Raw genomic sequence first — 24,387 nt, 5'->3', positions numbered from 1 at the left:
CGTCATGGCCGCGCCCCCTTTCGCTCCTCTCCGCCCCGTCCTGCTCTGTCCCGCTCTGTCCCGCCCCTCCGTACGGGAGGTTCCCCGCCTTGGCCCTGTCAGCCGCGTCGCCCGGTGCCGCCACGCGTGTGACGCGCGGGACGGCAGGGCGGCGTGTGCTGCAACTGGCGCTGCTGGTGGGCGGGTTGTTCGTGCTGGGACTCCTCTGCGGGGAGCGGTCCCATGCGGCGGACGGTGCCGCGTCGGCTCCGGTGGTGATCCCACCCGTGACCGGCGGGGTCCATGACATCGTCCGGCCGGTCACGGAACAGGTCGTCCGGCCGGTCACGGAACGGACGGAACAGGTCGTACGGCCCGTCGGTGATCTGGCGGATCAGATCGCCGCAGGGATCACCGGACAGCCCGTCCCGCCGCCGGTCCTGCCGGTCCTGCCGACGCTGCCGCCTCTACCGGCACTGCCCGAGGTACCCGCCCGGACACTGCCGGCCGGTACGGCGGAGCCGCAGCAGCCGGGCGGCGCGGCTGCTGTGCACCAAGCGGCCGGGGAGCGGACGGCCCGGAAGCAGCCGGCCCGGAAGCAGCCGGGCGGGACGCGGGAGGCCGGGAGCCGGCCGGCCGGGAAGCCGTCACGTGGCGCGGGCGGGGCGGTGGTGTTCGGGCCGCGGTCCGCCGGCGGTCCCGGGGCGGCCGGCGACGCCGTGCGCGACCACGCGTACGCGCACACGCACACGCAGACCTCCGCGGTCGCACGGATCGCGCAGGCGCCCGTGCACCGGGTTCCCGACGGTGACCCCTCGGGCGCGTTGCGGAACCGCAGCGCGGTCGACGGCGGATCGCCGAGGCACGGCGACCCGCAGGCCGTGACGCCGAACGAGGGAATCCGGCCGACGTCGGTACCCGCCATCGCCGCGGACCCCGCCACGTCCGCGACCCGGGACCGGCACCGGGACATCCCGGCGTCCCCCGGCTAGACCCTGCCGTCATGTTCCCGCCCGCCCGCGTGAACACCCGCCAGCCCGCCAGCCCGCCCGCCAGCCCGTCCGTCCGACCGTCGCCGTCCATCCGTTCGGTCGGCGAGGCCGCCGGAAACCCGTTCGCGGCATACGTGGCGCGCCGGACGCACCCGGTGACATCCGGCCGTTCCTCGTGAGGCTGGCCGTGGCGTCCGTGGCGTCCGTGGCGTCCGTGGCGGCCGTGGCGGCCGTGGCATCCGGGACGTGACCGGCTCGCCCGTTCCAGGACTCCGCAGGGCGCAGGCCCCGTACGGCCGGAAGCCGTTCGGTCCGTGTGGCCGGGAACCCTGCGGCCGGGGCGGCCGGTCCTCATTGGGGTGAGGACCGGCCGTTCCACGCCCCTGAGGCAGGTCTCAGGGGCTGATCGAGGGCCTCACCAGGCAAACCCCAGCCTGGTGAGGCCCTCAGGGCAACGCCCTGGTGGCTCCGCCACGGGGACCCTTCGGCGCCTTGCGATCGCACGCACCACACCCCGCTCCCCGGCCCGGATCACAACTCCGGACAGGCCCTGCGCCTGGCATTCTGTGACCGTAATCACCGCCCAGGTGTGATCTGCGATTTACGGGCCCGCCGCCTGCGGGGATAACCTGCGAGGCGGACATGCCGCGTGCCGGCCACCGTGCTCACGCCCTCCTTGTGACCGCGCAGTCACGTTGCCCTCGCGGCACGCCCACGCAGACAACGAACCGCGAATTACCTGATAGGGACGGACGCGCGTGGACCTGTTCGAGTACCAGGCGAGGGACCTCTTCGCCAAGCACGGTGTACCGGTGCTGGCCGGTGAAGTCATCGACACGCCTGAAGGAGCGCGCGCGGCGACCGAGCGACTTGGCGGCAAGTCCGTCGTCAAGGCGCAGGTCAAGGTCGGTGGCCGCGGCAAGGCCGGCGGCGTGAAGCTGGCCGCCACCCCGGACGAGGCCGTCGCCCGCGCGACGGACATCCTCGGCATGGACATCAAGGGCCACACGGTCCACAAGGTGATGATCGCCGAGACGGCTCCGGAGATCCTCGAGGAGTACTACGTCTCGTACCTCCTCGACCGCACGAACCGCACCTTCCTCGCCATGGCGTCCGTACAGGGCGGCATGGACATCGAGGAGGTCGCGGAGAAGACCCCCGAGGCCCTCGCGAAGGTCCCGGTCGACGCCGTCGAGGGCGTTTCGATCGAGAAGGCCCGCGAGATCGTGGCCCAGGCGAAGTTCCCGGCCGAGGTGGCCGAGAAGGTCGCCGAGATCCTCGTGACCCTGTGGGAGACCTTCGTCGCCGAGGACGCGCTCCTCCTGGAGGTCAACCCCCTCGCCAAGGTCGCCTCCGGTGACGTCCTGGCGCTGGACGGCAAGGTCTCCCTGGACGAGAACGCCGAGTTCCGCCAGGCGGACCACGCGGCGCTCGAGGACAAGGACGCGGCCAACCCGCTGGAGGCCGCCGCCAAGGCGAAGAACCTCAACTACGTCAAGCTCGACGGCGAGGTCGGCATCATCGGCAACGGCGCGGGTCTCGTCATGAGCACCCTCGACGTCGTCGCGTACGCCGGTGAGGCCCACGGCGGCGTGAAGCCGGCCAACTTCCTCGACATCGGCGGCGGCGCCTCGGCCGCGGTCATGGCGAACGGCCTGGAGATCATCCTCGGGGACCCGGACGTCAAGTCCGTCTTCGTCAACGTCTTCGGTGGCATCACCGCCTGTGACGAGGTCGCCAATGGCATCGTCCAGGCGCTGCAGCTGCTCGCCGACAAGGGCGAGGAAGTCACCAAGCCGCTGGTCGTGCGTCTCGACGGCAACAACGCCGAGCTGGGTCGCAAGATCCTCTCCGACGCCAACCACCCGCTGGTGCAGCGCGTGGACACCATGGACGGCGCGGCCGACAAGGCCGCCGAGCTCGCGGCCGCGAAGTAAGGGACGAGGGACAGAACAGCCATGGCTATCTTCCTCAACAAGGACAGCAAGGTCATCGTCCAGGGCATGACCGGTGCCACGGGCATGAAGCACACCAAGCTGATGCTCGCCGACGGCACCAACATCGTCGGCGGCGTGAACCCGCGCAAGGCCGGCACCTCGGTCGACTTCGACGGCACCGACATCCCCGTCTTCGGCACGGTGGCCGAGGCCATCGAGAAGACGGGCGCCAACGTGTCCGTCCTCTTCGTGCCGCCGGCCTTCTCCAAGGCCGCCGTCGTCGAGGCCATCGACGCCGAGATCCCCCTCGCGGTCGTCATCACCGAGGGCATCGCCGTCCACGACTCCGCCGCCTTCTGGGCGTACGCGAAGTCGAAGGGCAACAAGACCCGCATCATCGGCCCGAACTGCCCCGGTCTCATCACGCCGGGCCAGTCCAACGCCGGCATCATCCCGGGCGACATCACGAAGCCGGGCCGTATCGGCCTGGTCTCGAAGTCCGGCACGCTGACGTACCAGATGATGTACGAGCTGCGGGACATCGGCTTCTCGTCGGCCGTCGGCATCGGTGGCGACCCGGTCATCGGCACGACGCACATCGACGCGCTCGCCGCGTTCGAGGCCGACCCCGACACCGACCTGATCGTCATGATCGGTGAGATCGGCGGCGACGCCGAGGAGCGTGCGGCGGACTACATCGCGAAGAACGTGACCAAGCCGGTCGTCGGCTACGTCGCGGGCTTCACCGCGCCCGAGGGCAAGACCATGGGCCACGCCGGCGCCATCGTCTCCGGCTCCTCCGGCACGGCCGCCGCGAAGAAGGAGGCCCTGGAGGCCGCCGGTGTCAAGGTCGGCAAGACGCCGACCGAGACCGCGAAGCTGGCCCGCGCCATCCTCGCCGGCTGACTCGGCGGCGCCACTGTCCGTGGTTCGCCGTTCGTCGTACGCGGACGGGCCCGCACCCTCACGGGGGTGCGGGCCCGTCCGCGTCGCCGGGCGGTTCTCAGCGCGGTTGCGGCAGGAGCCTCTGCGGCCCCTCGCCGAACATGCCGTTCAGTTTGGCGCGCAGTTGCAGGTCCTGCACCGACAGCGGGGCGGGGCCGGAGCGCGGCGGAACCCCGGGCACCGTCGTGGCCGGCGCCTGCGGGGCCTCGTAGTGGTCGGGCGCGCGGTGCAGCGTGAACGCGGTCGAACCGATGACCAGCACCGTCAGGGCGACGGCCGCGCGGGTCCAGTGGCGGGCCCGGCGTTCGCCGCCCGTGCGCACGACGGCGGGCTTCAGGGCGGTCCGCAGCCGTTCCGTGCCGCCCAGCTCCTCGAGCCGCTTTTGGAGCTCGTCCTTCTCGGCCAGCTCGGGGAGGCGCGCGGCGATGGTGGCGCGCGCGTACAGCAGCCGGTTCGCCGCCGCCGGAGTGCTCGCCTCCGTCTCGGCCGCGGTCTCGGGCAGCCCGAGACCGAGCCCGTCGTGGAGGAGCAGGGTCCGCCGGTACGCGGGCGGCAGACCCGTCAGTACGTTCAGCAGCCGGCGGTCGTCCAGGGCGGCGGGCGGCGGTTCCGGGACCCGGTGGCGCAGCCGCAGCCGGTGCCAGGGGGACATCGCGTACTCGTACGCCGCCGCACGCACCCAGCCCGCCGGGTCACGGTCGACCGCCACCTCGGGCCAGCGCTGCCACGCCAGTTGGAAGGCCCGCTCCACGGACTCCCGCGCCAGCTCGCGCCGCCCGGTGAGGAGATACGCCTGCCGTAGGAGGGCGGGGGCGGCGAACGCGTAGAGGGCGTCGAAGGCCTGAGCGGGCGTCAGCGTGTCGGCGGGCGGCAGCGTGCCGGCGGGTGCCGCGGCGCCGGGCGACGGGTCGGCGGCGCCGGTATCGGCGGGGGCAGCTGTCTGCGTCACCGGACACCCTTCCGTACGTAAAAGCACATAAAACGTATATTGAGCGACACATCCGAGGTTCGCCTGTTACGACGGGAAAGCGCGTGTCGTTGGGAGCATGGCCGGGTGACCCAGATGACGGATCGAAGCCCGGACCGCAGCCCGTCGTTGCCGCCCCGCCTCGCCCGGCTGCGGAAGAGGTCGCCCGGACCGGCCACCGGTCTGCTGGGCGGGGCGCTGGCGGCGGGCCTGGGGCTGGGGGCGTTCGCCGTCCTCGTGACGGTCCTGTGGATCAGCTCCCCCTACCCGGACAGCGGCCCCCACGCGGCGCTGCACCTCGCCGCCGCGCTGTGGCTGCTGGCACACGGCGCCGAACTCGTCCGCAACGACACCTTGTCCGGCGTACCCGCACCCATCGGGGTGACCCCGCTGCTCCTGGTGACGCTGCCGGTGTGGCTGCTGCACCGGGCGGGGCGCGACGCGGCGGACGGCGACGGCACCTCGGTGCCGCCCCCCGCCCGGACGGCGTGGGCCGGTGCCGTCCTGGGCTACCTGGCGGTCGGCGCCGCCGCCGCGGTGTACGCCTCGGGCGGTGAGCCGTGCCCCTCGTGGACGTCCGTCGTCCTGTGGCCGCCGCTGCTCGTGGTGGCCGCGACGGGGGTGGGCGTCTGGACGGCGTACGGGCGGCCGTCCGGGCCGCTGCCGCCGTCCCTGCGCCGGGCCCTCGACGGCCTGCCGCTCGTCCCCCTGACCGCCGGGTCCCGGCTCCCGGCCGCCGCGCGGGCCGCCGCCGCCGGGGCCGCCGCGCTCGTGGGCGGCGGGGCCGTGCTGGTCGGCGCCTCGCTGGTGTGGCACGGGGGTGCGGCGCGGCAGTCGTTCCTGCAGCTCACGGACAGTTGGTCGGGACGGTTCACGGTGCTCCTGCTGGCGCTGGCCCTCGTACCGAACGCGGCGGTGTGGGGGGCCGCCTACGCCCTTGGCCCCGGGTTCACGCTCGGCGCGGGGCACGCGGCGGGGCCGCTCCTGTCGGACCCCGGTTCACGGCTGCCGCCCTTCCCCCTGCTGGCGGCCGTCCCGGACGCCGGCCCCGGCACACCCCTGCACTGGGCGGCAGGAGCCGTGCCGCTGGTGGCCGGGGCGGTGGTGGCGTGGTTCACGGTGGGGGCCGGGGTGAAACCGGGGCCGGCGGCCGGGGAGGAGGCGGCCGCCGCGGCCGCCCGGCGCGCGGCGGCCTGGTCGGGCCGGCGGACCGCCGAGACGCTGGCGCTCGCCGCGCTCCTGTGCGGCCTGGCCCTCGCGGTGCTCGCCGCCCTGGCGGGCGGGCCCCTCGGGGTGGCCGCACTCGCCGACTTCGGCCCCGTCTGGTGGCGGACGGGACCGGCCGCGGCGGGCTGGACCGCGGCGGTGTGCCTGCCGGCGGGCCTGGCCCTGCGCGCGTGGCGCCTGCGCGAGCCGCGGCCTCGGACGCGGAGTGCGACGGCGGCCGGCGCGGAGCCGTCCGGCGTGCGCGGCTTCTGGAGCCGGATGCCGTGGAGGCGCGCCGGTGACGACCAGCCGCCCGGGGAACAGCCGCCCCGAGCACGCGGGTCCTGGGTACGGGGGCCCTGGGCGCGGGGGACCTGGGTACGGGGACTCCGGGACCGGCGGCACAAGGTGCACGGGCGGCCGGGCGCCGGACGGGTGCCCCGGGGCCGGCAGGCCGAGGAGCAGTCGGTCTACGAGTTCCTGTCGGACGGCCCCACGTCCCACGGCCCCATGTCCCACGGGCCTACGTCCCACGGGCCTGTGGGGCGCCGCGCGAGCCCCGCCCCCGCCCCCGGCACCGCTTCCGCGCTCGACCCCGACGAGGCCTCGGACCCCGCCTTCGACCCCGCCTTCGATCCCGCCTTCGACCCCGATTCCGAGCCGTACGACTTCCTGCCGCTCTCCGACCCCGCCGGTTCCCTCTGGTACGACGACCTCTCGCGTGAGACCCGGCAGGAGGCGCTGAAGAAGGCGTCCGAGCCCGTCGACCCGCCGGAGTGACGGTCGGCCCGACGGGTCAGCGCGTCCCCAGCAGGCTCTGCAACTGCTCCGGCAGCAGGTCGTCGCAGGACTTCTCCGCCGTGTGGGTGAGGGAGTCGTTCACACAGGTGTAGTAGTCGCGGTATACGAGCTGCGCCGTGAACGTCGTCGCCACCAGCACGAGCGCGAGGGACGCCGTGACCAGGCCGCTGATCGCCGCGGTCGTCTGGGGCCTCGAACTCTGGGCGGCAGGCGCCGGGACGTCCGGGTCCGGGGAACGCGGCTTGGTGCGCAGGGAGCTGATCGCCCAGTAGAGGGCCAGCGAGCCGAGCAGCAGTGCCACGTACGGCCAGGCGAAGAGGGCGAAGAAGAACGCCCACATGCCGGACAGCAGTGCGTACCTGGCGCGCCGCTGTACGGGGTCGGTCGGGTCCCAGCGCGTACCGGAACCGGGGCCGCCGGGCCCTTCCGGACCACCCTGCCCGCCGGGGCCGCCCGTGGAGCCGGGCTTGTCGCCGAAGCGGCCGCCCTGCGCGGGCCCCGGCTGCCGGTCGCTCCACTGGCTGCCCCAGGAGGAGCCGCCGTCGTGTCGGCCGCTCCCGCCCTCCTGGTCCTGGCCGCCCGTGGGCTGCCGGGGCTGCCACGGCCGGTCGGGGGTGCCCTCCGGGGGCGGGGCGAAGGGGTTGTCGTCCGAGGGGGTCCCCGGCGCCCGGGGCGGCTCGGGGCGCTCCCCGGAAGCCGGCGCATCCGAGCCCTGGCCACCTGCGGAGCCCGGGCCACCCGCGGCGCTCTGGCCACCCGCGGCGTCCTGGCCGCCCGAGGAGCCCTGCCCGCCCTCGGGCACGTCGTCGCTCTCCCGCGGCGGAGTGGGAGAGGGGCGCCGCTCGCGCAGCAGGAGCTGGGGGCGTCGGAGACTTCGGTCCGGCATCAGGTGTGCGTCTTCCCCTTGGTGGTATCCGGCTGGTGGTGTCCGGCGGTGCTGTCCGGCGGTGGCGCTGTCGGTGGCGTCGGTGGTCGTGTGCGGTGCCGTTCGGCGGGCCGCCGTCGACGGAGCGGGTCACGCGTCCGGGGGTCGCTTCCCGGACACGCGTGCCTGTCCAGGTCAACGTCCCGTACGCGAAAGGCGTTCCCCCGCACGGACCGTCTTCCGGGGCGGGTCCTCCCCAGACGCTACCTTCCGGCCACGCCCCCGTCCCGTGGGGGCCGCCCCGTGTGCCGGTATCGTTGCCGGCGGTCGGCCGCTTCGTAGACTTCCCCGTATCCGGGGGCGCGAAGCATTCGTACGACCGTACAAAGGCACTCCCCGAGAAAGGGCCCCGCCGTGGCCAAGGCCAAGCGCCTCGTCGTGCTGGTCTCCGGATCAGGTACGAATCTGCAGGCCCTCCTCGACGCGGTCGCGTCGCAGGGAGCGGCCGCCTACGGGGCCGAGATCGTCGCGGTCGGCGCGGACCGCGAGGGCATCGCCGGCCTGGAGCGCGCCGAGCGCGCCGGGCTGCCGACCTTCGTCCGCCGGGTCAGGGACTACGGGACCCGGGACGAGTGGGACGCGGCACTGGCCGAGGCCACCGCGGCGTACGCGCCGGACCTCGTCGTGTCGGCCGGTTTCATGAAGATCGTGGGCAAGGAGTTCCTGGCCCGCTTCGGCGGCCGGTTCGTCAACACCCATCCCGCCCTGCTGCCCAGTTTCGCGGGGGCGCACGGCGTCCGCGACGCCCTCGCGTACGGCGCGAAGGTCACCGGGTGCACCGTCCACTTCGTCGACGACGGCGTCGACACCGGCCCGATCATCGCCCAGGGCGTGGTCGAGGTCCGGAACGAGGACTACGCGGACGATGGGTCCGCTCTCCATGAGCGCATCAAGGAAGTCGAGCGAAAGCTGCTCGTCGATGTCGTGGGGCGGCTCGCCCGCAACGGCTATCGCATCGAGGGACGAAAGGTAGTTATCCAGTGACCGCCGACAGCACAGGCAGCGCAGGCAGCGCCGGCAGCACAGACACGGCCGAGAGCAGCAAGCGGGTCATCCGGCGCGCGCTCGTCAGCGTGTACGACAAGACCGGGCTCGAGGAGCTCGCCCGCGGTCTGCACGCGGCCGGCGTCGAGCTGGTCTCCACCGGCTCCACCGCCGCGAGGATCGCCGCCGCCGGGGTCCCGGTCACCAAGGTCGAGGAGCTCACCGGCTTCCCCGAGTGCCTGGACGGCCGGGTCAAGACGCTGCATCCGCGCGTGCACGCGGGCATCCTCGCCGACCTGCGGCTGGAGGACCACGTACGGCAGCTGGCCGAGCTGGGCGTGGAACCGTTCCAGCTGGTCGTCGTGAACCTGTACCCCTTCCGGGAGACCGTCGCCTCCGGCGCCACCCCCGACGAGTGCGTCGAGCAGATCGACATCGGCGGTCCCTCGATGGTCCGCGCCGCCGCCAAGAACCACCCGTCCGTCTCCGTGGTCACCAGCCCCGGGCGGTACGCCGACGTGCTCTCCGCGGTCCGGGACGGCGGCTTCGACCTGCACGCCCGCAAGCGGCTCGCGGCCGAGGCGTTCCAGCACACCGCCGCGTACGACGTGGCGGTCGCCTCCTGGTTCGCCGGTTCGTACGCGCCCGCCGACGCGTCGGGCTTCCCCGAGTTCATCGGCTCGACCTTCGAGAAGCGCAGCACCCTGCGCTACGGCGAGAACCCGCACCAGGGCGCCGCGCTGTACGTGGACGCGTCGGGCGGCGGCCTGGCCGACGCCGAGCAGCTGCACGGCAAGGAGATGTCGTACAACAACTACACGGACACGGACGCCGCGCGCCGTGCCGCGTACGACCACGCCGACCCGTGCGTCGCGATCATCAAGCACGCCAACCCGTGCGGCATCGCGGTCGGCGCGGACGTCGCCGAGGCGCACCGCAAGGCGCACGCCTGCGACCCGCTGTCGGCGTTCGGCGGCGTGATCGCCGTCAACCGCCCGGTCTCCAAGGAGATGGCGGAGCAGGTCGCCGAGATCTTCACCGAGGTCATCGTCGCGCCCGCGTACGAGGAGGGCGCGCTGGAGGCCCTCGCCAAGAAGAAGAACATCCGCGTGCTGCGCGCCGACCGGGCTCCGTCCTCGCAGGTCGAGGAGAAGCAGATCGACGGCGGCCGGCTCCTCCAGGTCACCGACCGTCTGCAGGCCGACGGCGACGACCCGTCCTCCTGGACGCTGGCGACCGGCGAGCCCCTCTCGCAGGGCGACCTGGACGAGCTGGCGTTCGCCTGGCGGGCCTGCCGAGCCGTCAAGTCCAACGCGATCCTCCTCGCCAAGGACGGCGCCTCCGTCGGTGTCGGCATGGGCCAGGTCAACCGCGTCGACTCCGCCAAGCTCGCGGTCGAGCGGGCGGGCGCCGAGCGTGCCCGGGGTGCCTTCGCCGCCTCGGACGCCTTCTTCCCCTTCCCCGACGGCCTGGAGATCCTGACCGCGGCCGGCGTCAAGGCAGTGGTCCAGCCCGGTGGTTCGGTCCGTGACGAGCTGGTGGTCGAGGCGGCGAAGAAGGCCGGTGTCACCATGTACTTCACGGGGACGCGGCACTTCTTCCACTAGCGGCACCTCGTCCGGCGGCACCTCGTCGCCGGCGCCGGGGCGAACGCACCAGGGCCGTGTCCCCCTCGCGGGTGGGACACGGCCCTTGGTCCGTACGGACGGCGCTCGTGGAGACGCTACGAAGCTGACGTCCATGAGGCGTACGCCCATGAGGCAGACGCCTGCGGGGTGTCAGCCCTTGACGACGACCGAGCTGCACACCTTGTCGGCGAACGTCTGCTTCTTGGCGTCCCACAGCGGCCACAGCCAGCCGAGGTAGCAGGCGACGCTGTCGAGGAAGTGCGCGAGACGGCGGACGAACGCCATGCCGACGCCGAGCGGCTGACCGTCGGCCTCCCGCAGCAGGCGGATGCCGAGGGCCTTCTTGCCGACGGTCTGGCCGGTCCTGCCCTCCTGGACCAGCATCCAGACGGCCACGCCGATGATGGCGACGAGACTGATCAGGCTGAAGATCACCCTCGACGAGTCGCTGCCGATGGCCGCCCCGATCACCATCGGGACGTAGGCGACCATGAGGACGAGCCCGTCCACCAGCGTCGCGAGGAACCGCAGGCCCCAGTGGGCGTACGGGGGCCTGCCGCCGTACATCTGCTGCTGGGGGTCGGGGTATCCGGGGTACTGCTGGCCGGGCTGCTGCGGATAGCCGTAACCCGCCTGCGGCGGCACACCCTGCGGGGCCTGCTGCGGGTAGCCGTAACCGGGCTGGCCGGGCTGCTGCGGGTAGCCGTACGGCGGCTGTCCCCCCTGCGGCGGCGGCTGCTGCCCGTACGGGCCCTGCGGCGGCTGCTGCCCGTACGGGTTGTTCGGGTCGCCGAAGCTCATGACGGTTCCTCCGTTGGTGGTGCGGGGACGACGCGGCGGTACGGAGGAAAAGGTCGAGCGGCTTGCGGTCCGTCCCCCTGCACTGCCCGCGACACTGCGCGGCTTATGGTCTAAAAGCCCGGCCTCCTTGTCCAGCCGCAGCCTGGAGGAGTTGTGCAAGTGCAACATCGCTGACCACGGCGGACACCGGCGGGAGCGCCCGATCCGGGGCCTGATTGGAACCTGGGGCCGGTCATCCGCGAGGATGGGTCCATGACCGCCCAGATTCTCGATGGCAAGGCCACCGCAGCCGCGATCAAGTCCGATCTGACCGTCCGCGTGGCGGCTCTGAAGGAGAAGGGCGTCACGCCCGGACTCGGCACCGTCCTGGTGGGTGACGACCCCGGCAGCCAGAAGTACGTCGCGGGCAAGCACCGCGACTGCGCCCAGGTCGGCATCGCCTCCATCCAGCGTGAACTGCCCGCGACCGCCACGCAGGAGGAGATCGAGGCGGTCGTCCGTGAACTCAACGAGGACCCGGCCTGCACCGGGTACATCGTCCAGCTGCCGCTGCCCAGGGGCATCGACGAGAACCGCGTCCTCGAACTGATGGACCCGGACAAGGACGCGGACGGGCTCCACCCGATGAACCTCGGCCGTCTCGTCCTGAACGAGCCGGCCCCGCTGCCCTGCACGCCGAACGGCGTCCTCACGCTGCTCCGCCGGTACGGGGTGGAGATCAAGGGTGCCGAGGTCGTGGTCGTGGGCCGCGGTGTGACCATCGGCCGGTCGATGCCGCTGCTGCTCACGCGGCGCTCGGAGAACGCGACGGTGACGCAGTGCCACACCGGTACGCGTGACCTGGCCGCGCACCTGCGGCGGGCCGACATCATCGTGGCCGCGGCGGGCTCCGCGCACCTGATCCGCCCCGAGGACGTGAAGCCGGGAGCGGCCGTCCTCGACGTCGGCGTCTCCCGCGGCGCGGACGGCAAGATCAAGGGCGACGTACATCCCGGTGTGGCCGAGGTCGCCGGATGGATCTCGCCCAACCCGGGCGGGGTGGGCCCGATGACCCGCGCCCAGCTCCTGGTCAACGTGGTCGAGGCGGCGGAACGCAGTGCCGGCTGAGCGGGGGGTGCCCGCGGAGCGGGACGCTGTCGCTCCGGCCGGGGGCGTGGCTTCGGCCGACCCTGAGGCCGATCCTGCGACCGAGGCCGATCCTGCGACCGAGGCCGAGGCCGAGGCCGAGGCCGAGGCCGACGTCGGCGTCGGCGTCGGCGGTGAGGCTGAGACCGAGGTCGTGACCGAGAGGGCTGCGGCTGCGGCCGGGACGGATACCCCGGCCGGGACTGATGCCTCAGCCGGGGCCGACGCCTCAGCCGAGGCCGAAGCCGGTGGCGACGACGGCGGCGATGCCGGCAGTGACGGCGATGCCGGCAGTGGCGCCGGTGGTGGCGAGGACGAGCTCACCGTCCGGGACGCCGTCAGCGCGCCCGGACCCGACGGGCGGCCCCGGCGTGTCACACGGCGCTTCCCGTTGTTCACGCGGGACACCGCGCGGCCCGAGGGCGGCGGCAGGGCGGCCCCCCGTGACGCGCCCGCGCCGGTACGGCAGTGGCCGATCCTCGGGGTCACCGGCCTGGTCGGACTCGGTCTCCTGCTGACCGCGCTGGACGCGTTCAAGGCCGGCACCCTGCTGGTCGGCCTCGCGCTGCTCGCCGGCGCCGCCATGCGGTGGGTGCTCCCGGACGTGGGCATGCTCGCCGTTCGGTCCCGGTTCACGGACCTGGTCACGTACGGGGGCCTCGGGCTGATCATCGCGCTGCTCGCGCTGATGGCGCAGCCCGATCCGTGGCTGGAACTGCCGTTCCTGGACGACACGCTGCACTTCACCATCCGCACGTAGGCGCTCCGCTTCGGTCTCGTACGGGGTGGCCGGTGAAGCCGAGGGGTTCGGGGCCCCCTCGGGGGCCGGGAGCGGCGCCCGTCCAATCCCCCGGATCCGGAGGGGCGCCGCCTGCGTCCAGGGTCCGGGACGCAGGCGGGAGCCTTCAACGGGCGCCGGATGCCTGTGGCACGAAGGTGACGGTTCCGGGACGGCTTGCATGCGGAGAGCGGACTGGCAAGTACGCCGTACACGCCACCCCTTCCGTCGATAACCTGGCGGACCGGTGGCGGTGCGCGGTCGACGATCCGAGCTGCTCCTGGTGTGCGTGTGACCCCCCTGAAGACGCGAGTGACGCACGAGACCGTGCATGTGTTCCCCGCGTATCGATGTATTGACAAGTTCGAGGATGTGCGTCGATCACCCCCGAGACCATCGATATCGTGGCCAATCGGGACGCTCCGGGACGTCCCGCGCACCGACCGGGCCGTCTCGTCGGCCGTGAGGGAAGTCGGTGGGACACTGGACCGCAGACCAGCGGGCGTGCAACGGTGCATGCCCACAGGCCCGAATGCTCCCGCGCGCCCCCATCCCGGGAACTGAGATCCTGACTGGGTGCATCCCTGTAGATGCCCGGATCGGGACTCGGCAGAGGGCTTCACGCGCGGGAAAAGACCAGCACGTACGGGGGGAAGAGGGGGGTAGCAATGCCTCGTTGGAGGGCCTTGCCGGATGAACTCGATCCGCAGGTCAGGGAGTTCGCCAGCCAGCTGCGCCGGCTCGTCGACCGCAGCGGACTGAGCATCGCTGCCGTGTCCGACCGGACCGGGTACAGCAAGACGTCCTGGGAGCGGTATCTGAACGGCCGGCTGCTCGCGCCCAAGGGCGCGATCGTGGCGCTGGCCGAGGTGACCGGGACCAATCCCGTCCATCTGACGACGATGTGGGAGCTTGCCGAGCGGGCCTGGAGCCGTTCGGAGATGCGCCACGACATGACCATGGAGGCGATCCGGATCTCCCAGGCGCGCGCCGCGCTCGGGGAGTTCGGGCCGGCTCCGGCCAAGGGGGGCAAGAGCGGGAAGCAGGCGCGTGCCGGGGACGGCACGACGGCCGCGCCCAGGCCGGGTGTCGCCGGCCCTGCCGGGGTCTCGCCCACGCTGCCTCCGCAGGGTCCGGCGGAGCGGGACGGGCACAGGCCGTCGCACCGGGCCGGCGGGGGAGCCGGGGCCGGCGGTGGCGAGAGCGCCGGTGCGGGTGCGCGGAGTGGCGGCTGGGGAGTCGTCGCCTCGCCGCCCGGTGTGTCCGGTGGGGCCGGCTTCGGTCCGTCCCCGTCGGGGGCCTACGGGCCCACCGGTTCCGCACAGCCGAACGGTCCGGCCGGCCGGACCGGTTCTCCCGGCCCCTCCAGCCCCTCCGGCCCTCCCGGGGGCCCGCAGGACGCGCGTCCGCAGGCCGGCGGGTCGCCCGACGGGCAGCGCAAGCGGCGGCTCACCATGTTCCTGGCCGGGATCGTGGGCGTGCTCGTGCTGATAGCCGTGGCCCTGTACGTCACGACCTCCGGCGGTGGCGGGGAAAAGAACGAGGCCAAGCCGAGTCCGAGCCCGACGGTGAGCAAGAAACTGCCGGCCGGTGTCGAGTGCAGCGGATCGGACTGCACGGGCAAGGACCCGGAGGACATGGGCTGCGGCGGGACGCTGGCGCAGACCGTGGAGAAGGCCGTGGTGGGCACCGCCCAGGTCGAGGTCCGCTACAGCGAGACGTGCGGTGCCGCATGGGCCCGTATCACGGCGGCCGGAGCCGGTGACGCGGTCCGGATATCGTCGGGCTCGGCCGCCGCGCAGAACGCCGAGGTCGGCACGGACACCGATGCCTACACCCCGATGGTCGCCGTGAAGAACTCCACGGCGGCGAAGGCCTGCGCGACACTGCAGTCGGGCGTCAAGGGCTGCACGGAGTGACGGCGCCACGCGGCAACGCGTGACAACGGCGCAGAACGGGCCGTCCCCTCCGGTCCGAACCGTGTGAACGGGCGCCCGGCTCGACCGAGCCGGGCGCCCGTCCGCGTGCGGTACGCCTCACGGATTCCCGCCGCCCCCGGCCCCGTCCCCGGCTCCCCTCCGGTCCCATTTCGGTCCCGCTCCCGGGCCGTCCGCTGCCGGCCGGTGATCGCAGCAGGTCAGCGGTCGGTCGCCCTGGGTGGGAATGGCCGCGGCGCTTCCGGGCAGGCGGACCGTACCCCCACGGGACTCCGGCCCGTCGTCCGGAAGGCGTACGGCCCTCCCCGGCGACCGGAACACCCACCCGGCGGTCGTCGGCCCACTCTCCCGGATCGGCGGCCGCCTTCCCGTGCGTGCGGCCCGGCCCGGCGGCGCGACCGGGGTGCGCGACCGGGATGCGGGACCTGTGGGGTGGGCCACAGCGGACCCGGCCGTACGGGATCCCGGATGCGCGATAGCCTGACCGCTGGATCTCTCTTGACGCCAAGAGATCGATCATCGTGAGCGGTGATCGATCATCACGGCGCCGGGGCAGGGATCCCGCACCCCGGGGCAGGGACGCCCCACCGTCAGCTGCCATACGGAGAACGCCATGACCCGCACTCCCGTGAACGTCACCGTCACCGGCGCGGCCGGCCAGATCGGTTACGCCCTGCTCTTCCGCATCGCCTCCGGCCAGCTGCTCGGCGCGGACGTGCCGGTCAAGCTGCGCCTCCTGGAGATCACGCCGGCGCTGAAGGCCGCCGAGGGCACCGCCATGGAGCTCGACGACTGCGCCTTCCCGCTCCTGCAGGGCATCGACATCACCGACGACCCGAACGTGGCCTTCGACGGCACGAACGTCGGCCTGCTCGTCGGCGCCCGCCCCCGTACCAAGGGCATGGAGCGCGGTGACCTCCTGGAGGCCAACGGCGGCATCTTCAAGCCCCAGGGCAAGGCCATCAACGACAACGCCGCGGACGACGTCAAGATCCTCGTCGTCGGCAACCCGGCCAACACCAACGCCCTCATCGCCCAGGCCGCCGCCCCGGACGTACCGGCCGAGCGCTTCACCGCGATGACCCGCCTGGACCACAACCGCGCGCTCACCCAGCTCGCGAAGAAGACGGGCTCGACGGTCGCGGACATCCAGCGCCTGACCATCTGGGGCAACCACTCCGCCACCCAGTACCCCGACATCTTCCACGCCACGATCGCTGGCAAGAACGCCGCCGAGACCGTGAACGACGAGAAGTGGCTGGCCGACGAGTTCATCCCGACCGTCGCCAAGCGCGGCGCGGCCATCATCGAGGCCCGCGGCGCCTCCTCCGCCGCCTCGGCCGCGAACGCCGCCATCGACCACGTGCACACCTGGGTCAACGGCACGGCGGACGGCAACTGGACCTCGATGGGCATCCCGTCCGACGGTTCGTACGGCGTCCCGGAAGGCCTCATCTCCTCCTTCCCCGTCACCACGAAGGACGGCTCGTACGAGATCGTCCAGGGCCTCGACATCAACGAGTTCTCCCGCGCCCGCATCGACGCGTCGGTGAAGGAGCTCGAGGAGGAGCGCGAGGCGGTCCGCGCCCTCGGCCTCATCTAGGCCCCCGTCCCGTCCCGCCGATCCCCGGGCAACCGCCCGGGGATCGGTGCGTTCCGCCCCCCCCGAGCGGGGCGGCGAATCAGGAAGTCAGGGGATCAGCGGCTTCTCGAACCAGTACCCGGCGTGCGGGTTGGCGCCGTACGCCGGGATCTCCGTGTAGCCGCCCGTGCGGTACAGCGCCGCCGCCTCCTCGAGCACCACGTGCGTGTCCAGGCGTACGGTCCGGTGTCCGCGCCCGGCCGCCGTGCGCTCCAGCTCGGTCAGCAGCCGGCGGCCGAGGCCCAGTCCCCGGGCCTGTGGGCGCACCCACAGATGCCGGATCTCGGCCGTGTCCGTGTCGAGCGCGCACAGCGCCCCGCAGCCGACGGCACGCTCCTCCTCGTACGCGACGAGGAACGCGGCGATCCGCCCGGGCGGTACGAGGTCGGTCACGGCGTACCCCTCGGGGAACCGTTCGTCGAGCTCGGCGGCGTAACCGGCGAGGCAGGCACGTGCGTCGGGCGACGACGCCCCGACGGGCCGTACCGTGATCGCGGCCAGCCGCAGCAGCCGCTCGGCGACCGCGACGGCCTCGGTCAGCCGGCCCCGCTGGGTCTCGCTCAGCCCGCGCAGCAGCCCCTCGGCGAGGCCGTCCGCACGGCGGTTCTGCTCCGCCAGTTCGTCTCGCCCGGCCGCGGTGGGCTCCGCGAGACGCAGTCTGCTGTCCGCCGGGTGCACGGTGACCCGGACGAGCCCCTGCTCCTCCAGCGCGCGCACCATGCGGCTCAGGTATCCGGCGTCCAGGCCGAGCCGGGTCCGCAGCTCCCGCAAGGAGGCACCGGGCCCGATCTCGTACAGCAGCCGGGCCTCGCCGAGCGGCCGGTCCTGCCCGAGGTAGTGATCGTCGAGCGCACCGATCCGGCGGGTGAAGTAACGGTTGAAGCGACGCAGGGTGGTCACGTGCGCCGCGGACACCGACGTCGACTCCGCCTCCGAATCCGACTCCGCCTCCATGGTCTTTGACTTTAGTCAGAGGATGAAGGGGCGTACATGGGCGGGCATGGGCGTCCGGCCGGATCTTCCGTTGCTTTTCGGTGATCCGGAGCACTTCGGTGACCGGGTGCGCATGACATCCGGGCAGGGGGGCAGGTGCTCCCGGCCCCGGGAACGACACGCGTGTGACGGCGGGGTACGGATTTCAGGGACGGAAGGCGGCACCCGTATGTCGGGACACCAGACGCAGCAGACGATCCATGTGGGCGGGGAGTGGCGTGCGGCAGCCTCGGGCGCCACGCGGGACATCCTCGACCCGGCGGACGCGAAGCCGTTCGCGGTGGTCTCCGAGGGTGGCGTGCCGGACGCGGACGCCGCCGTCGAGGCCGCCCGGCACGCCTTCGACCACGGGGTGTGGCCCCGGACGCCCGTCAAGGAACGCGCCGCCCTCCTGCGCCGCGTCGCGGGTCTCCTCGTCCGCGACCGCGAGCTGCTCGGACTCCTGGAGAGCCGCGACGCGGGCAAGACGCTGGAGGAGGGGCGCGTCGACATCGACTGCGTCGCCGACGCCTTCCGGTACTTCGCCGACCTCGTCGTCGCGGAGGGCCGCGGACGGGTCGTCGACGCGGGCTCGGACGATGTCCACAGCGTCGTCGTGCACGAACCGGTCGGCGTCTGCGCGATGATCACACCCTGGAACTATCCACTGCTGCAGGCCAGTTGGAAGATCGCCCCGGCCCTCGCCGCCGGCAACACCTTCGTCGTCAAGCCCAGCGAGATCACCCCGCTGACGACCGTCGCCCTCATCGGGTTGCTGGTCGAGGCCGGGCTGCCCGCCGGGGTCGCCAACCTCGTCACCGGGCCCGGGCACAGCGTCGGCGCCCGTCTCGCCGAGCACCCGGGCGTCGACCTGGTCTCCTTCACCGGCGGGCTCGCCAGCGGCACGAAGGTCGCGCAGGCCGCCGCCGTCACCGTCAAGAAGGTCGCCCTCGAACTCGGCGGCAAGAACCCCAACGTCGTCTTCGCCGACGCCTGCGCCACCGAGGAGGGCTTCGACACGGCCGTCGACCAGGCCCTGAACGCGGCGTTCATCCACAGCGGGCAGGTCTGCTCGGCGGGCTCCCGGCTCATCGTCGAGGAGTCGGTACGCGACCGGTTCGTCGCCGAACTGGTGCGGCGCGCCGAGCGCATCCGGCTCGGCCGGGGCACCGAGCCGGGGGTCGAGTGCGGGCCGCTCGTCTCCGCCGAACAGCGCGAGAAGACGGAGGACTACGTGGCCGCCGCCCTGGCGGAGGGCGCGGTGCTGCGGACCGGCGGCGCCCGCCCCGACCCGTCGGCGGAGCGCCCCGCCACCGGCTTCTTCTACGAGCCGACGATCCTGGACCAGTGCCACCGCGAGATGCGCGTCGTACGGGAAGAGGTGTTCGGGCCGGTCCTGACGGTGGAGACCTTCCGTACGGAGGACGAGGCCGTCGCGCTCGCCAACGACACGGAGTACGGGCTCGCGGGCGGCGTCTGGACCGCCGACGCGGGGCGGGCCCGGCGGGTGGCCGGCCGGCTGCGGCACGGCACCGTCTGGATCAACGACTTCCACCCCTACCTCCCGCAGGCGGAGTGGGGCGGTTTCGGCAAGAGCGGCGTCGGCCGCGAGCTCGGTCCCGCGGGGCTCGCCGAGTACCGGGAGGCGAAGCACGTCTACCAGAACCTCGCGCCGAAGCCGGTCCGCTGGTTCGCGGGCTGACGCCCGGCCCCGCCGCTTCCGCGCAGCCTCGCGACTTCACCACCGCCCGGTGATCTCCCGCGGCGTCGCGTCGGCGTCGCGGCGGCGGCCCGCCCGCCGGGGCGGCCGGCGGAGCAGCCGCCGGCCGTCCCGTCAGTTGTGCCGGCCGGCCGTGTAGTGCCCGGGCGCCAGTCGGCAAGCCACGCCGAACCGGTTCCACGCGTTGATCACGGTGATCGTCGCGAGCAGCTGGGACAGCTCGGTCTCATCGAAGTGCCGGGCGGCGTTCTCGAACACCTCGTCCGGGACGAAGCCGTCCGTCAGGACCGTGACGGCCTCGGTCAGGGCGATCGCCGCGAGCTCCTTCCCGGTGTAGAAGTGCCGCGACTCCTCCCAGGCGCTGAGCTGCACGATCCGCTCCACGCTCTCGCCCGCCGCCAGCGCGTCCTTGGTGTGCATGTCGAGGCAGAACGCGCAGTGGTTGAGCTGCGACGCCCTGATCTTCACCAGCTCCGCCAGAACGGGATCGACACCCTGCGCCGCCGCCGCGGCGAGCTGGACCATGGCCTTGTAGACATCGGGGGCGAACTTGGTCCACTGGAGCCGGGGGGCCTCCTCGGGAGCGTACGAAGAGGTGCCCTGCGCCGCGTCGGCCGTCGCGTCGGCCGTCGTGCTCGTAGTCGTGCTCGTCGTCGTCATGACATCGACCCTACGAGCGAAGCTGCCCAGGGGTATGGTCCATTTCCATGGCCGAATCATGGGCCACTTTCGGAGTGGACCTGCACATCGACATGGCGCGTACCGGCTCCGGTCTGCGCAGGAGCCTCACCGACGCGCTGCGGGAGGCGGTGCGCGGCGGGCGGCTCGCGCCGGGTACGCGGCTGCCCTCGTCCCGGTCCCTCGCCGTCGACCTCGGCATCGCCCGCAACACCGTGGCCGACGCGTACGCCGACCTCGTCGCCGAGGGCTGGCTCACCGCGCGCCAGGGCTCGGGCACGCGGGTGGCACGGCGGACGGTCCCGGTCCCGGCCTCTGCCGCCCGGCCGCCCCGCGCCTCGCGGGGCCCCGCGTACAACCTCGTCCCCGGCACCCCGGACCTCGCCTCCTTCCCGCGCGCCGAGTGGCTCAGGGCCTCCCGCCGGGCCCTCGCGGCGGCCCCGAACGACGCGTTCGGTTACGGGGACCCGCGCGGCCGTGCCGAACTGCGCACCGCGCTCGCGGGCTACCTCGCCCGGGCCCGTGGCGTCCGCGCCGACCCCGAACACATCCTCGTCTGCTCCGGGTTCGTCCACGGGCTGACGCTGCTCGGATCGGTCCTGCGCCGACGGGGCGCGCGCACGCTCGCGGTGGAGTCGTACGGGCTGGACGTGCACTGGGACCTGATCGAGCGGGCCGGCCTGGAGTCGGTGCCGCTGTCCTTCGACGAACTGGGCACGCGAACCGATGAGTTGACGGCCACCGGTCCGGGCGGCGGCCCGGCCGCCGAGGGCCCGGACGGGGCCGTGGGAGCGGTGCTGCTGACGCCCGCCCACCAGTTCCCCATGGGGGTGCCGCTGCACCCCGACCGCCGCGCCGCCGTCGTCGACTGGGCGCGGCGCACGGGCGGGCTGATCCTGGAGGACGACTACGACGGGGAGTTCCGCTACGACCGGCAGCCCGTGGGCGCGCTCCAGGGCCTCGACCCGGACCGCGTGGTCTACTTCGGCACCGCCAGCAAGTCCCTCGCCCCCGGCCTGCGCCTCGGCTGGCTGGCCCTGCCGCCGGACCTGGTGCCCGAGGTCGTCGCGGCCAAGGGCGGCGCGGACTGGTCGTGCGGGGTGCTGGACCAGCTGACACTGGCGGAGTTCATCACCTCCGGCGCGTACGACCGTCATGTGCGGGCCTCCCGCCTCCGTTACCGGCGCCGCCGCGACCAGCTCGTCTCGGCCCTGGCGGCCGGCGCCCCCTCGGTGACGGCCACCGGGATCGCGGCCGGGCTCCACGCGGTGCTGCGCCTCCCGCCCGGCACCGAGCAGGCGGTGGTCCGCGCGGCGGCCTGGCACGGTCTGGCCGTCCAGGGTCTGGCCGGCCACCGCCACCCGGCCGCCACGCCCCCGCCGCTGGACGCCCTGGTCGTCGGCTACGGCACGCCGTCGGACAGCGGCTGGCCGGGAGCGCTGGAGGCACTGTGCGGGGCGCTGTCCTAGGGCGTTTCTTTTGGACCAGGTCGGATCGAGCCGGATCAGGTCGGATCAGGTCGGATCAGGTCGCGGTGTCCGGTGCGGTGCCTCGCGAGGCGGAGCATGATCCGCGTACCGGGCGTACCCGGGTCGTGAGACAACGCCGCGAGGTACCGTGTCGGCCGGGCGCCGCGGACCCGGGCCGATCCGAAAGAAACGCCCTAGGGACCGTGGTGCCGGCCGTCGCGGCCGAGGGTTTCCTCGGGGGTCGCGCCGGGGCGGGTCCACTGCGGCACGGGGCGGCCGGTCGGGCCCCACGTGGGGTTCCCGTCCGCGTCCGAACGCCAGGACCAGCACGCGCTCCGGCCCTCGGGCCAGCCCTCAGGCTTGTCCTCCCACGTCTCGCCGCGGCCGTAGGGGGTCAGGTCGAGCAGGCTGAGGGACCCGTTGACCGGCTCGTTGCCGCGGCCGGTCGTGGAGTAGGTGAGGAACACGCGGTCGCCGTCGCGCAGGAAGCAGGCGAGGTGCCCCATCGCCCCGCCGACCGGCGCGGCCACGTCGCGCACCGAGTACCAGGGCTGGGTGTAGCCCATGAACGCGACGTACGCGGCCACCTCGTCCCACCGGCCGGTGGTCAGGACGGCGAACGAGACGCCGCGGGCGTTGAGGTAGACCGCGTCCCGCAGGTGCCAGGCCGTGGTGGTGCAGCCCTCGCACTGCCCCTGGTGGGGCGTTCCGTCGTACCACATGTGCTGGTAGACCACGAGCTCGTCGCGGCCCTGGAACAGGTCCAGGAACGGTACCGGGCCGTCGGCCCCGACGACCTCGGCCGTCCCGTCGAACTCCACCATCGGCAGCCGGCGGCGGGCCGCGGCGATGGCGTCCCCCTCGCGGGTGTGCGCCTTCTCGCGGACCAGCAGCTCGTCACGCGCGGCCTGCCAGACGGCCGCGTCGACGACGGGCGGCCGCCCGGGCCGCGCGGCGCCCGGATCGCTCGAAGCGGCCGGGTCGTGCGGGGTGGTCGTCATGGTGTCCTCCGTGATGTCCGGTGCCAGGCGGTGTCGTACGGAGCGGCACGAAGCCGTACGACGGTCACCGGGGCAGACTCCCGGTCCGGCCGGAACTCATCGCCGGCCCCGCGCACACCGTGCCGGGCATCGCGAAGTGGCCGTATGGGAGGGCGGGTTCGGGGAAGCCGCATGTACAAGTGCGGTACGTGATCCTTACGCTGTCGGACTGACGGGCCCGCAGGGACGGGCCGGACGGGGGAGAGACATGGCTGAGCAGCGCAGGAGACTACGGTCGAGCACGGTCGTGCTGGGAGGGATGGGCCTCCTGGCGACGGCCCTCACCTCGTGCGGATCCGACCCGGACCGCCGGTGTGTGGACCGCGACAGCTACGAGTACACGGGCGGCTACAAGGTCGTCGCCGACAAGAACTGCTCGTCGGGCTCCGGCTCCGCGACGGGCAAGAACCGCGGCAAGGGCGGCACCGGCAGGAGCGGCACCGGCAAGGGCTCCACGGTCGACGCCGCCTGGTACTACGACGCCGACGTCTCCGCGGGCCGCGCCGACGACGGCACCTTCAGCCGCAGCGAGGCCGTCGACCGGGACGGGTTCGGCTGCTCGGGCTCCGGCAGCGGCGGCGGCTGACCAGGACGGACACCCGGACACCCGAACACACCGACGAACAGACACACGGACACACGGACACGCGATCGTGGAACGCCGCACCCTGGAACCCCGCCCCGACTGGCAGCGGACGGTCGAGGAGCAGGGCCTCATCTACCCCCTCACCCGCCACCCGGACGGCTCCCTGCGCCCGTACTGGGACGAGTCCGCCCACTACGTCTTCTCCCTGCCCGAGGTCGAGGCCCTGGAGGAGGTCGTGGAGGAACTCCACACGATGTGCCTCGCCGCGGCCGGGCACATCGTCACCGGGAACCGTCTCGCGGACCTCGGCATCACCGACCCGCGGGTGGCGGACGCGGTCACCGAGGCCTGGCACCGCCGCGCCGAACTGCCCTCCCTGTACGGCCGTTTCGACCTCCGTTACGACGGCACGGGCCCGGCGAAGCTCCTGGAGTACAACGCCGACACCCCGACCTCGCTCGTCGAGGCCGCCGGGCCGCAGTGGTTCTGGATGGAGGAACGATTCCCCGGCGCCGACCAGTGGAACTCCCTCCACGAACGGCTCGTCGACGCCTGGCGGAAGCAGGCCGGCCTCCTGCCGCCCGGCAGCCCCCTCTACTTCGCGCACTCCGCCGCCGACGAACTCGGCGAGGACCTCATGACGGTCGCCTATCTGAAGGAGACCGCGGAACAGGCGGGTCTCGACACCTCCTGGATCGCGATGGAGGAGATCGGCTGGGACCGCCTCTCCGGCCGCTTCGTCGACAAGCGGCTCCGCTTCATCCGCAGCTGCTTCAAGCTCTACCCCTGGGAATGGCTCACCACCGACCGCTTCGCCCCGCACGTCCTGGCCACCCTCGACAACGGCGGCGGCACGGGGACGACGATGTGGATCGAGCCGGCCTGGAAGATGCTGCTCAGCAACAAGGCCCTCCTCGCGGTCCTCTGGGAGCTGTACCCGGACCACCCGAACCTCCTTCCGGCCCACCTCGACGGCCCGCGCGAACTGGCGGCCGGCCGCGGATACGTCGCCAAGCCGCTCCTCGGCCGTGAGGGCGCCGGCGTCACGGTCCACGAGCCGGGCACGGACCCCGTGGTCCGTGACGAGCCCTGCTGCTACCAGGAGCTGGCCCCCCTGCCGTCCTTCGACGGCAACCGGGTGGTCCTGGGCGCCTGGGTCGTCGGGGACGAGGCGGCGGGCCTCGGCATCCGGGAGTCGGCCGGCCTGATCACGGACGAGTACGCCCGCTTCCTGCCCCACGTCATCCTCTGACCATCCTCCCGACCGCACACGCA

Annotated in this window: 20 protein-coding genes; 14 read left to right on the top strand and 6 right to left on the bottom strand. The window is 73.2% G+C overall.

All coding sequences use genetic code 11. The features are described 5' to 3' along the window. Nucleotides 1-155: 155 nt before the first annotated feature. From QFZ75_RS15185 to sucD, 3 genes are all read left to right on the top strand, one after another. Nucleotides 156-971, top strand: a complete 816-nt coding sequence (locus QFZ75_RS15185; RefSeq protein ID WP_307537333.1) for a hypothetical protein — start codon at nt 156-158, stop codon at nt 969-971. A 758-nt stretch (nt 972-1,729) separates the two neighbouring features. Further along, nucleotides 1,730-2,908 carry an ADP-forming succinate--CoA ligase subunit beta gene (gene sucC, locus QFZ75_RS15180; RefSeq protein WP_307537331.1) on the top strand — a complete coding sequence of 393 codons (1,179 nt, stop codon included), beginning with the start codon at nt 1,730-1,732 and terminating at the stop codon, nt 2,906-2,908. Nucleotides 2,909-2,929: 21 nt separating this feature from the next. Beyond that, the gene (sucD, locus tag QFZ75_RS15175; protein WP_107015729.1) at nt 2,930-3,814 is read left to right on the top strand and encodes a succinate--CoA ligase subunit alpha; all 885 of its coding nucleotides are present in this window, start codon (nt 2,930-2,932) and stop codon (nt 3,812-3,814) included. 97 nt (nt 3,815-3,911) lie between these two features. Here the strand turns inward: sucD and QFZ75_RS15170 are convergent, their stop codons facing one another. Beyond that, the gene (locus QFZ75_RS15170; RefSeq protein WP_307537328.1) at nt 3,912-4,802 is read right to left on the bottom strand and encodes an RNA polymerase subunit sigma-70; all 891 of its coding nucleotides are present in this window, start codon (nt 4,800-4,802) and stop codon (nt 3,912-3,914) included. A 114-nt stretch (nt 4,803-4,916) separates the two neighbouring features. Between QFZ75_RS15170 and QFZ75_RS15165 the strand changes: the two genes are divergently transcribed. Continuing rightward, nucleotides 4,917-6,806, top strand: a complete 1,890-nt coding sequence (locus QFZ75_RS15165; RefSeq protein WP_307537326.1) for a DUF6350 family protein — start codon at nt 4,917-4,919, stop codon at nt 6,804-6,806. 16 nt (nt 6,807-6,822) lie between these two features. Here the strand turns inward: QFZ75_RS15165 and QFZ75_RS15160 are convergent, their stop codons facing one another. Next, nucleotides 6,823-7,713 (bottom strand): hypothetical protein, encoded by an 891-nt coding sequence (locus QFZ75_RS15160; protein WP_307537324.1) that lies wholly within the window; start codon nt 7,711-7,713, stop codon nt 6,823-6,825. 393 nt (nt 7,714-8,106) lie between these two features. On the opposite strand from QFZ75_RS15160, the gene purN reads away from it, so the two are divergent. Next, nucleotides 8,107-8,736, top strand: a complete 630-nt coding sequence (gene purN / locus QFZ75_RS15155; protein ID WP_307537322.1) for a phosphoribosylglycinamide formyltransferase — start codon at nt 8,107-8,109, stop codon at nt 8,734-8,736. Continuing rightward, the gene (gene purH / locus QFZ75_RS15150; protein WP_307537320.1) at nt 8,733-10,343 is read left to right on the top strand and encodes a bifunctional phosphoribosylaminoimidazolecarboxamide formyltransferase/IMP cyclohydrolase; all 1,611 of its coding nucleotides are present in this window, start codon (nt 8,733-8,735) and stop codon (nt 10,341-10,343) included. Before purN ends, purH begins: the two co-directional genes overlap by 4 nt. A gap of 171 nt (nt 10,344-10,514) precedes the next feature. On the opposite strand, the gene QFZ75_RS15145 is transcribed toward purH, so the two are convergent. Further along, nucleotides 10,515-11,165 carry an RDD family protein gene (locus QFZ75_RS15145; protein WP_307537318.1) on the bottom strand — a complete coding sequence of 217 codons (651 nt, stop codon included), beginning with the start codon at nt 11,163-11,165 and terminating at the stop codon, nt 10,515-10,517. 252 nt (nt 11,166-11,417) lie between these two features. Here QFZ75_RS15145 and QFZ75_RS15140 point away from each other — a divergent pair, with 252 nt between their 5' ends. The 4 genes from QFZ75_RS15140 to QFZ75_RS15125 all read left to right on the top strand — a co-directional run bounded on the left by QFZ75_RS15140 (nt 11,418) and on the right by QFZ75_RS15125 (nt 16,608). Further along, on the top strand, nt 11,418-12,272 hold the full coding sequence (locus QFZ75_RS15140) for a bifunctional methylenetetrahydrofolate dehydrogenase/methenyltetrahydrofolate cyclohydrolase (protein WP_307537316.1): 855 nt from the start codon (nt 11,418-11,420) through the stop codon (nt 12,270-12,272). 46 nt (nt 12,273-12,318) lie between these two features. After that, entirely contained in the window at nt 12,319-13,050 is a 732-nt protein-coding gene (locus tag QFZ75_RS15135; RefSeq protein ID WP_307537315.1) for a DUF3017 domain-containing protein, read from the top strand. Nucleotides 13,051-13,736: 686 nt separating this feature from the next. Then, nucleotides 13,737-14,987 carry a DUF2690 domain-containing protein gene (locus QFZ75_RS15130; protein WP_307537313.1) on the top strand — a complete coding sequence of 417 codons (1,251 nt, stop codon included), beginning with the start codon at nt 13,737-13,739 and terminating at the stop codon, nt 14,985-14,987. A 631-nt stretch (nt 14,988-15,618) separates the two neighbouring features. After that, complete coding sequence (locus QFZ75_RS15125; RefSeq protein WP_307537311.1) at nt 15,619-16,608, top strand: malate dehydrogenase; 990 nt, start codon at nt 15,619-15,621, stop codon at nt 16,606-16,608. Nucleotides 16,609-16,695: 87 nt separating this feature from the next. Here QFZ75_RS15125 and QFZ75_RS15120 read toward each other — a convergent pair whose 3' ends face one another. Further along, nucleotides 16,696-17,601: a GNAT family N-acetyltransferase gene (locus QFZ75_RS15120; protein ID WP_307537309.1), complete on the bottom strand. Its 906-nt coding sequence runs from the start codon at nt 17,599-17,601 to the stop codon at nt 16,696-16,698. Between the two features lie 208 nt (nt 17,602-17,809). Between QFZ75_RS15120 and QFZ75_RS15115 the strand changes: the two genes are divergently transcribed. Then, a complete protein-coding gene (locus QFZ75_RS15115; protein ID WP_307537307.1) occupies nt 17,810-19,321 on the top strand; it encodes an aldehyde dehydrogenase family protein in 1,512 nt (503 codons plus the stop codon). Nucleotides 19,322-19,453: 132 nt separating this feature from the next. On the opposite strand, the gene QFZ75_RS15110 is transcribed toward QFZ75_RS15115, so the two are convergent. Continuing rightward, nucleotides 19,454-19,999 carry a carboxymuconolactone decarboxylase family protein gene (locus QFZ75_RS15110; RefSeq protein ID WP_307537305.1) on the bottom strand — a complete coding sequence of 182 codons (546 nt, stop codon included), beginning with the start codon at nt 19,997-19,999 and terminating at the stop codon, nt 19,454-19,456. Between the two features lie 47 nt (nt 20,000-20,046). Here QFZ75_RS15110 and QFZ75_RS15105 point away from each other — a divergent pair, with 47 nt between their 5' ends. Then, nucleotides 20,047-21,486 (top strand): PLP-dependent aminotransferase family protein, encoded by a 1,440-nt coding sequence (locus QFZ75_RS15105; RefSeq protein WP_307537304.1) that lies wholly within the window; start codon nt 20,047-20,049, stop codon nt 21,484-21,486. Between the two features lie 194 nt (nt 21,487-21,680). Here QFZ75_RS15105 and QFZ75_RS15100 read toward each other — a convergent pair whose 3' ends face one another. Next, nucleotides 21,681-22,487, bottom strand: coding sequence for a DUF899 family protein (locus tag QFZ75_RS15100; RefSeq protein ID WP_307537302.1), 807 nt, complete (start codon nt 22,485-22,487; stop codon nt 21,681-21,683). 247 nt (nt 22,488-22,734) lie between these two features. Between QFZ75_RS15100 and QFZ75_RS15095 the strand changes: the two genes are divergently transcribed. Together QFZ75_RS15095 and QFZ75_RS15090 are read left to right on the top strand one after the other, a co-directional pair. Next, entirely contained in the window at nt 22,735-23,112 is a 378-nt protein-coding gene (locus QFZ75_RS15095; protein ID WP_307537300.1) for a hypothetical protein, read from the top strand. Nucleotides 23,113-23,179: 67 nt separating this feature from the next. Next, nucleotides 23,180-24,364 (top strand): glutathionylspermidine synthase family protein, encoded by a 1,185-nt coding sequence (locus QFZ75_RS15090; RefSeq protein WP_307537298.1) that lies wholly within the window; start codon nt 23,180-23,182, stop codon nt 24,362-24,364. The last annotated feature ends 23 nt before the right edge of the window (nt 24,365-24,387 follow it).

Source organism: Streptomyces sp. V3I8 (assembly GCF_030817535.1).
In the GTDB taxonomy this organism is placed as follows: domain Bacteria; phylum Actinomycetota; class Actinomycetes; order Streptomycetales; family Streptomycetaceae; genus Streptomyces.
Note: the sequence above shows the minus strand (reverse complement) of the source record. Positions and strands in the feature narration are given on the sequence as shown.

Excerpts from the sequence above, each read along its gene's own strand:
- QFZ75_RS15130 (WP_307537313.1), top strand. The coding sequence starts at position 13,737 with ATGCCTCGTTGGAGGGCCTTGCCGGATGAACTCGATCCGCAGGTCAGG.
- QFZ75_RS15120 (WP_307537309.1), bottom strand. The coding sequence starts at position 17,601 with ATGGAGGCGGAGTCGGATTCGGAGGCGGAGTCGACGTCGGTGTCCGCG.
- QFZ75_RS15105 (WP_307537304.1), top strand. The coding sequence starts at position 20,047 with ATGGCCGAATCATGGGCCACTTTCGGAGTGGACCTGCACATCGACATG.
- QFZ75_RS15115 (WP_307537307.1), top strand. The coding sequence starts at position 17,810 with ATGTCGGGACACCAGACGCAGCAGACGATCCATGTGGGCGGGGAGTGG.
- QFZ75_RS15160 (WP_307537324.1), bottom strand. The coding sequence starts at position 7,713 with ATGCCGGACCGAAGTCTCCGACGCCCCCAGCTCCTGCTGCGCGAGCGG.
- QFZ75_RS15145 (WP_307537318.1), bottom strand. The coding sequence starts at position 11,165 with ATGAGCTTCGGCGACCCGAACAACCCGTACGGGCAGCAGCCGCCGCAG.
- QFZ75_RS15165 (WP_307537326.1), top strand. The coding sequence starts at position 4,917 with ATGACGGATCGAAGCCCGGACCGCAGCCCGTCGTTGCCGCCCCGCCTC.
- sucD (WP_107015729.1), top strand. The coding sequence starts at position 2,930 with ATGGCTATCTTCCTCAACAAGGACAGCAAGGTCATCGTCCAGGGCATG.
- QFZ75_RS15110 (WP_307537305.1), bottom strand. The coding sequence starts at position 19,999 with ATGACGACGACGAGCACGACTACGAGCACGACGGCCGACGCGACGGCC.
- QFZ75_RS15140 (WP_307537316.1), top strand. The coding sequence starts at position 11,418 with ATGACCGCCCAGATTCTCGATGGCAAGGCCACCGCAGCCGCGATCAAG.
- QFZ75_RS15125 (WP_307537311.1), top strand. The coding sequence starts at position 15,619 with ATGACCCGCACTCCCGTGAACGTCACCGTCACCGGCGCGGCCGGCCAG.
- QFZ75_RS15100 (WP_307537302.1), bottom strand. The coding sequence starts at position 22,487 with ATGACGACCACCCCGCACGACCCGGCCGCTTCGAGCGATCCGGGCGCC.
- QFZ75_RS15095 (WP_307537300.1), top strand. The coding sequence starts at position 22,735 with ATGGCTGAGCAGCGCAGGAGACTACGGTCGAGCACGGTCGTGCTGGGA.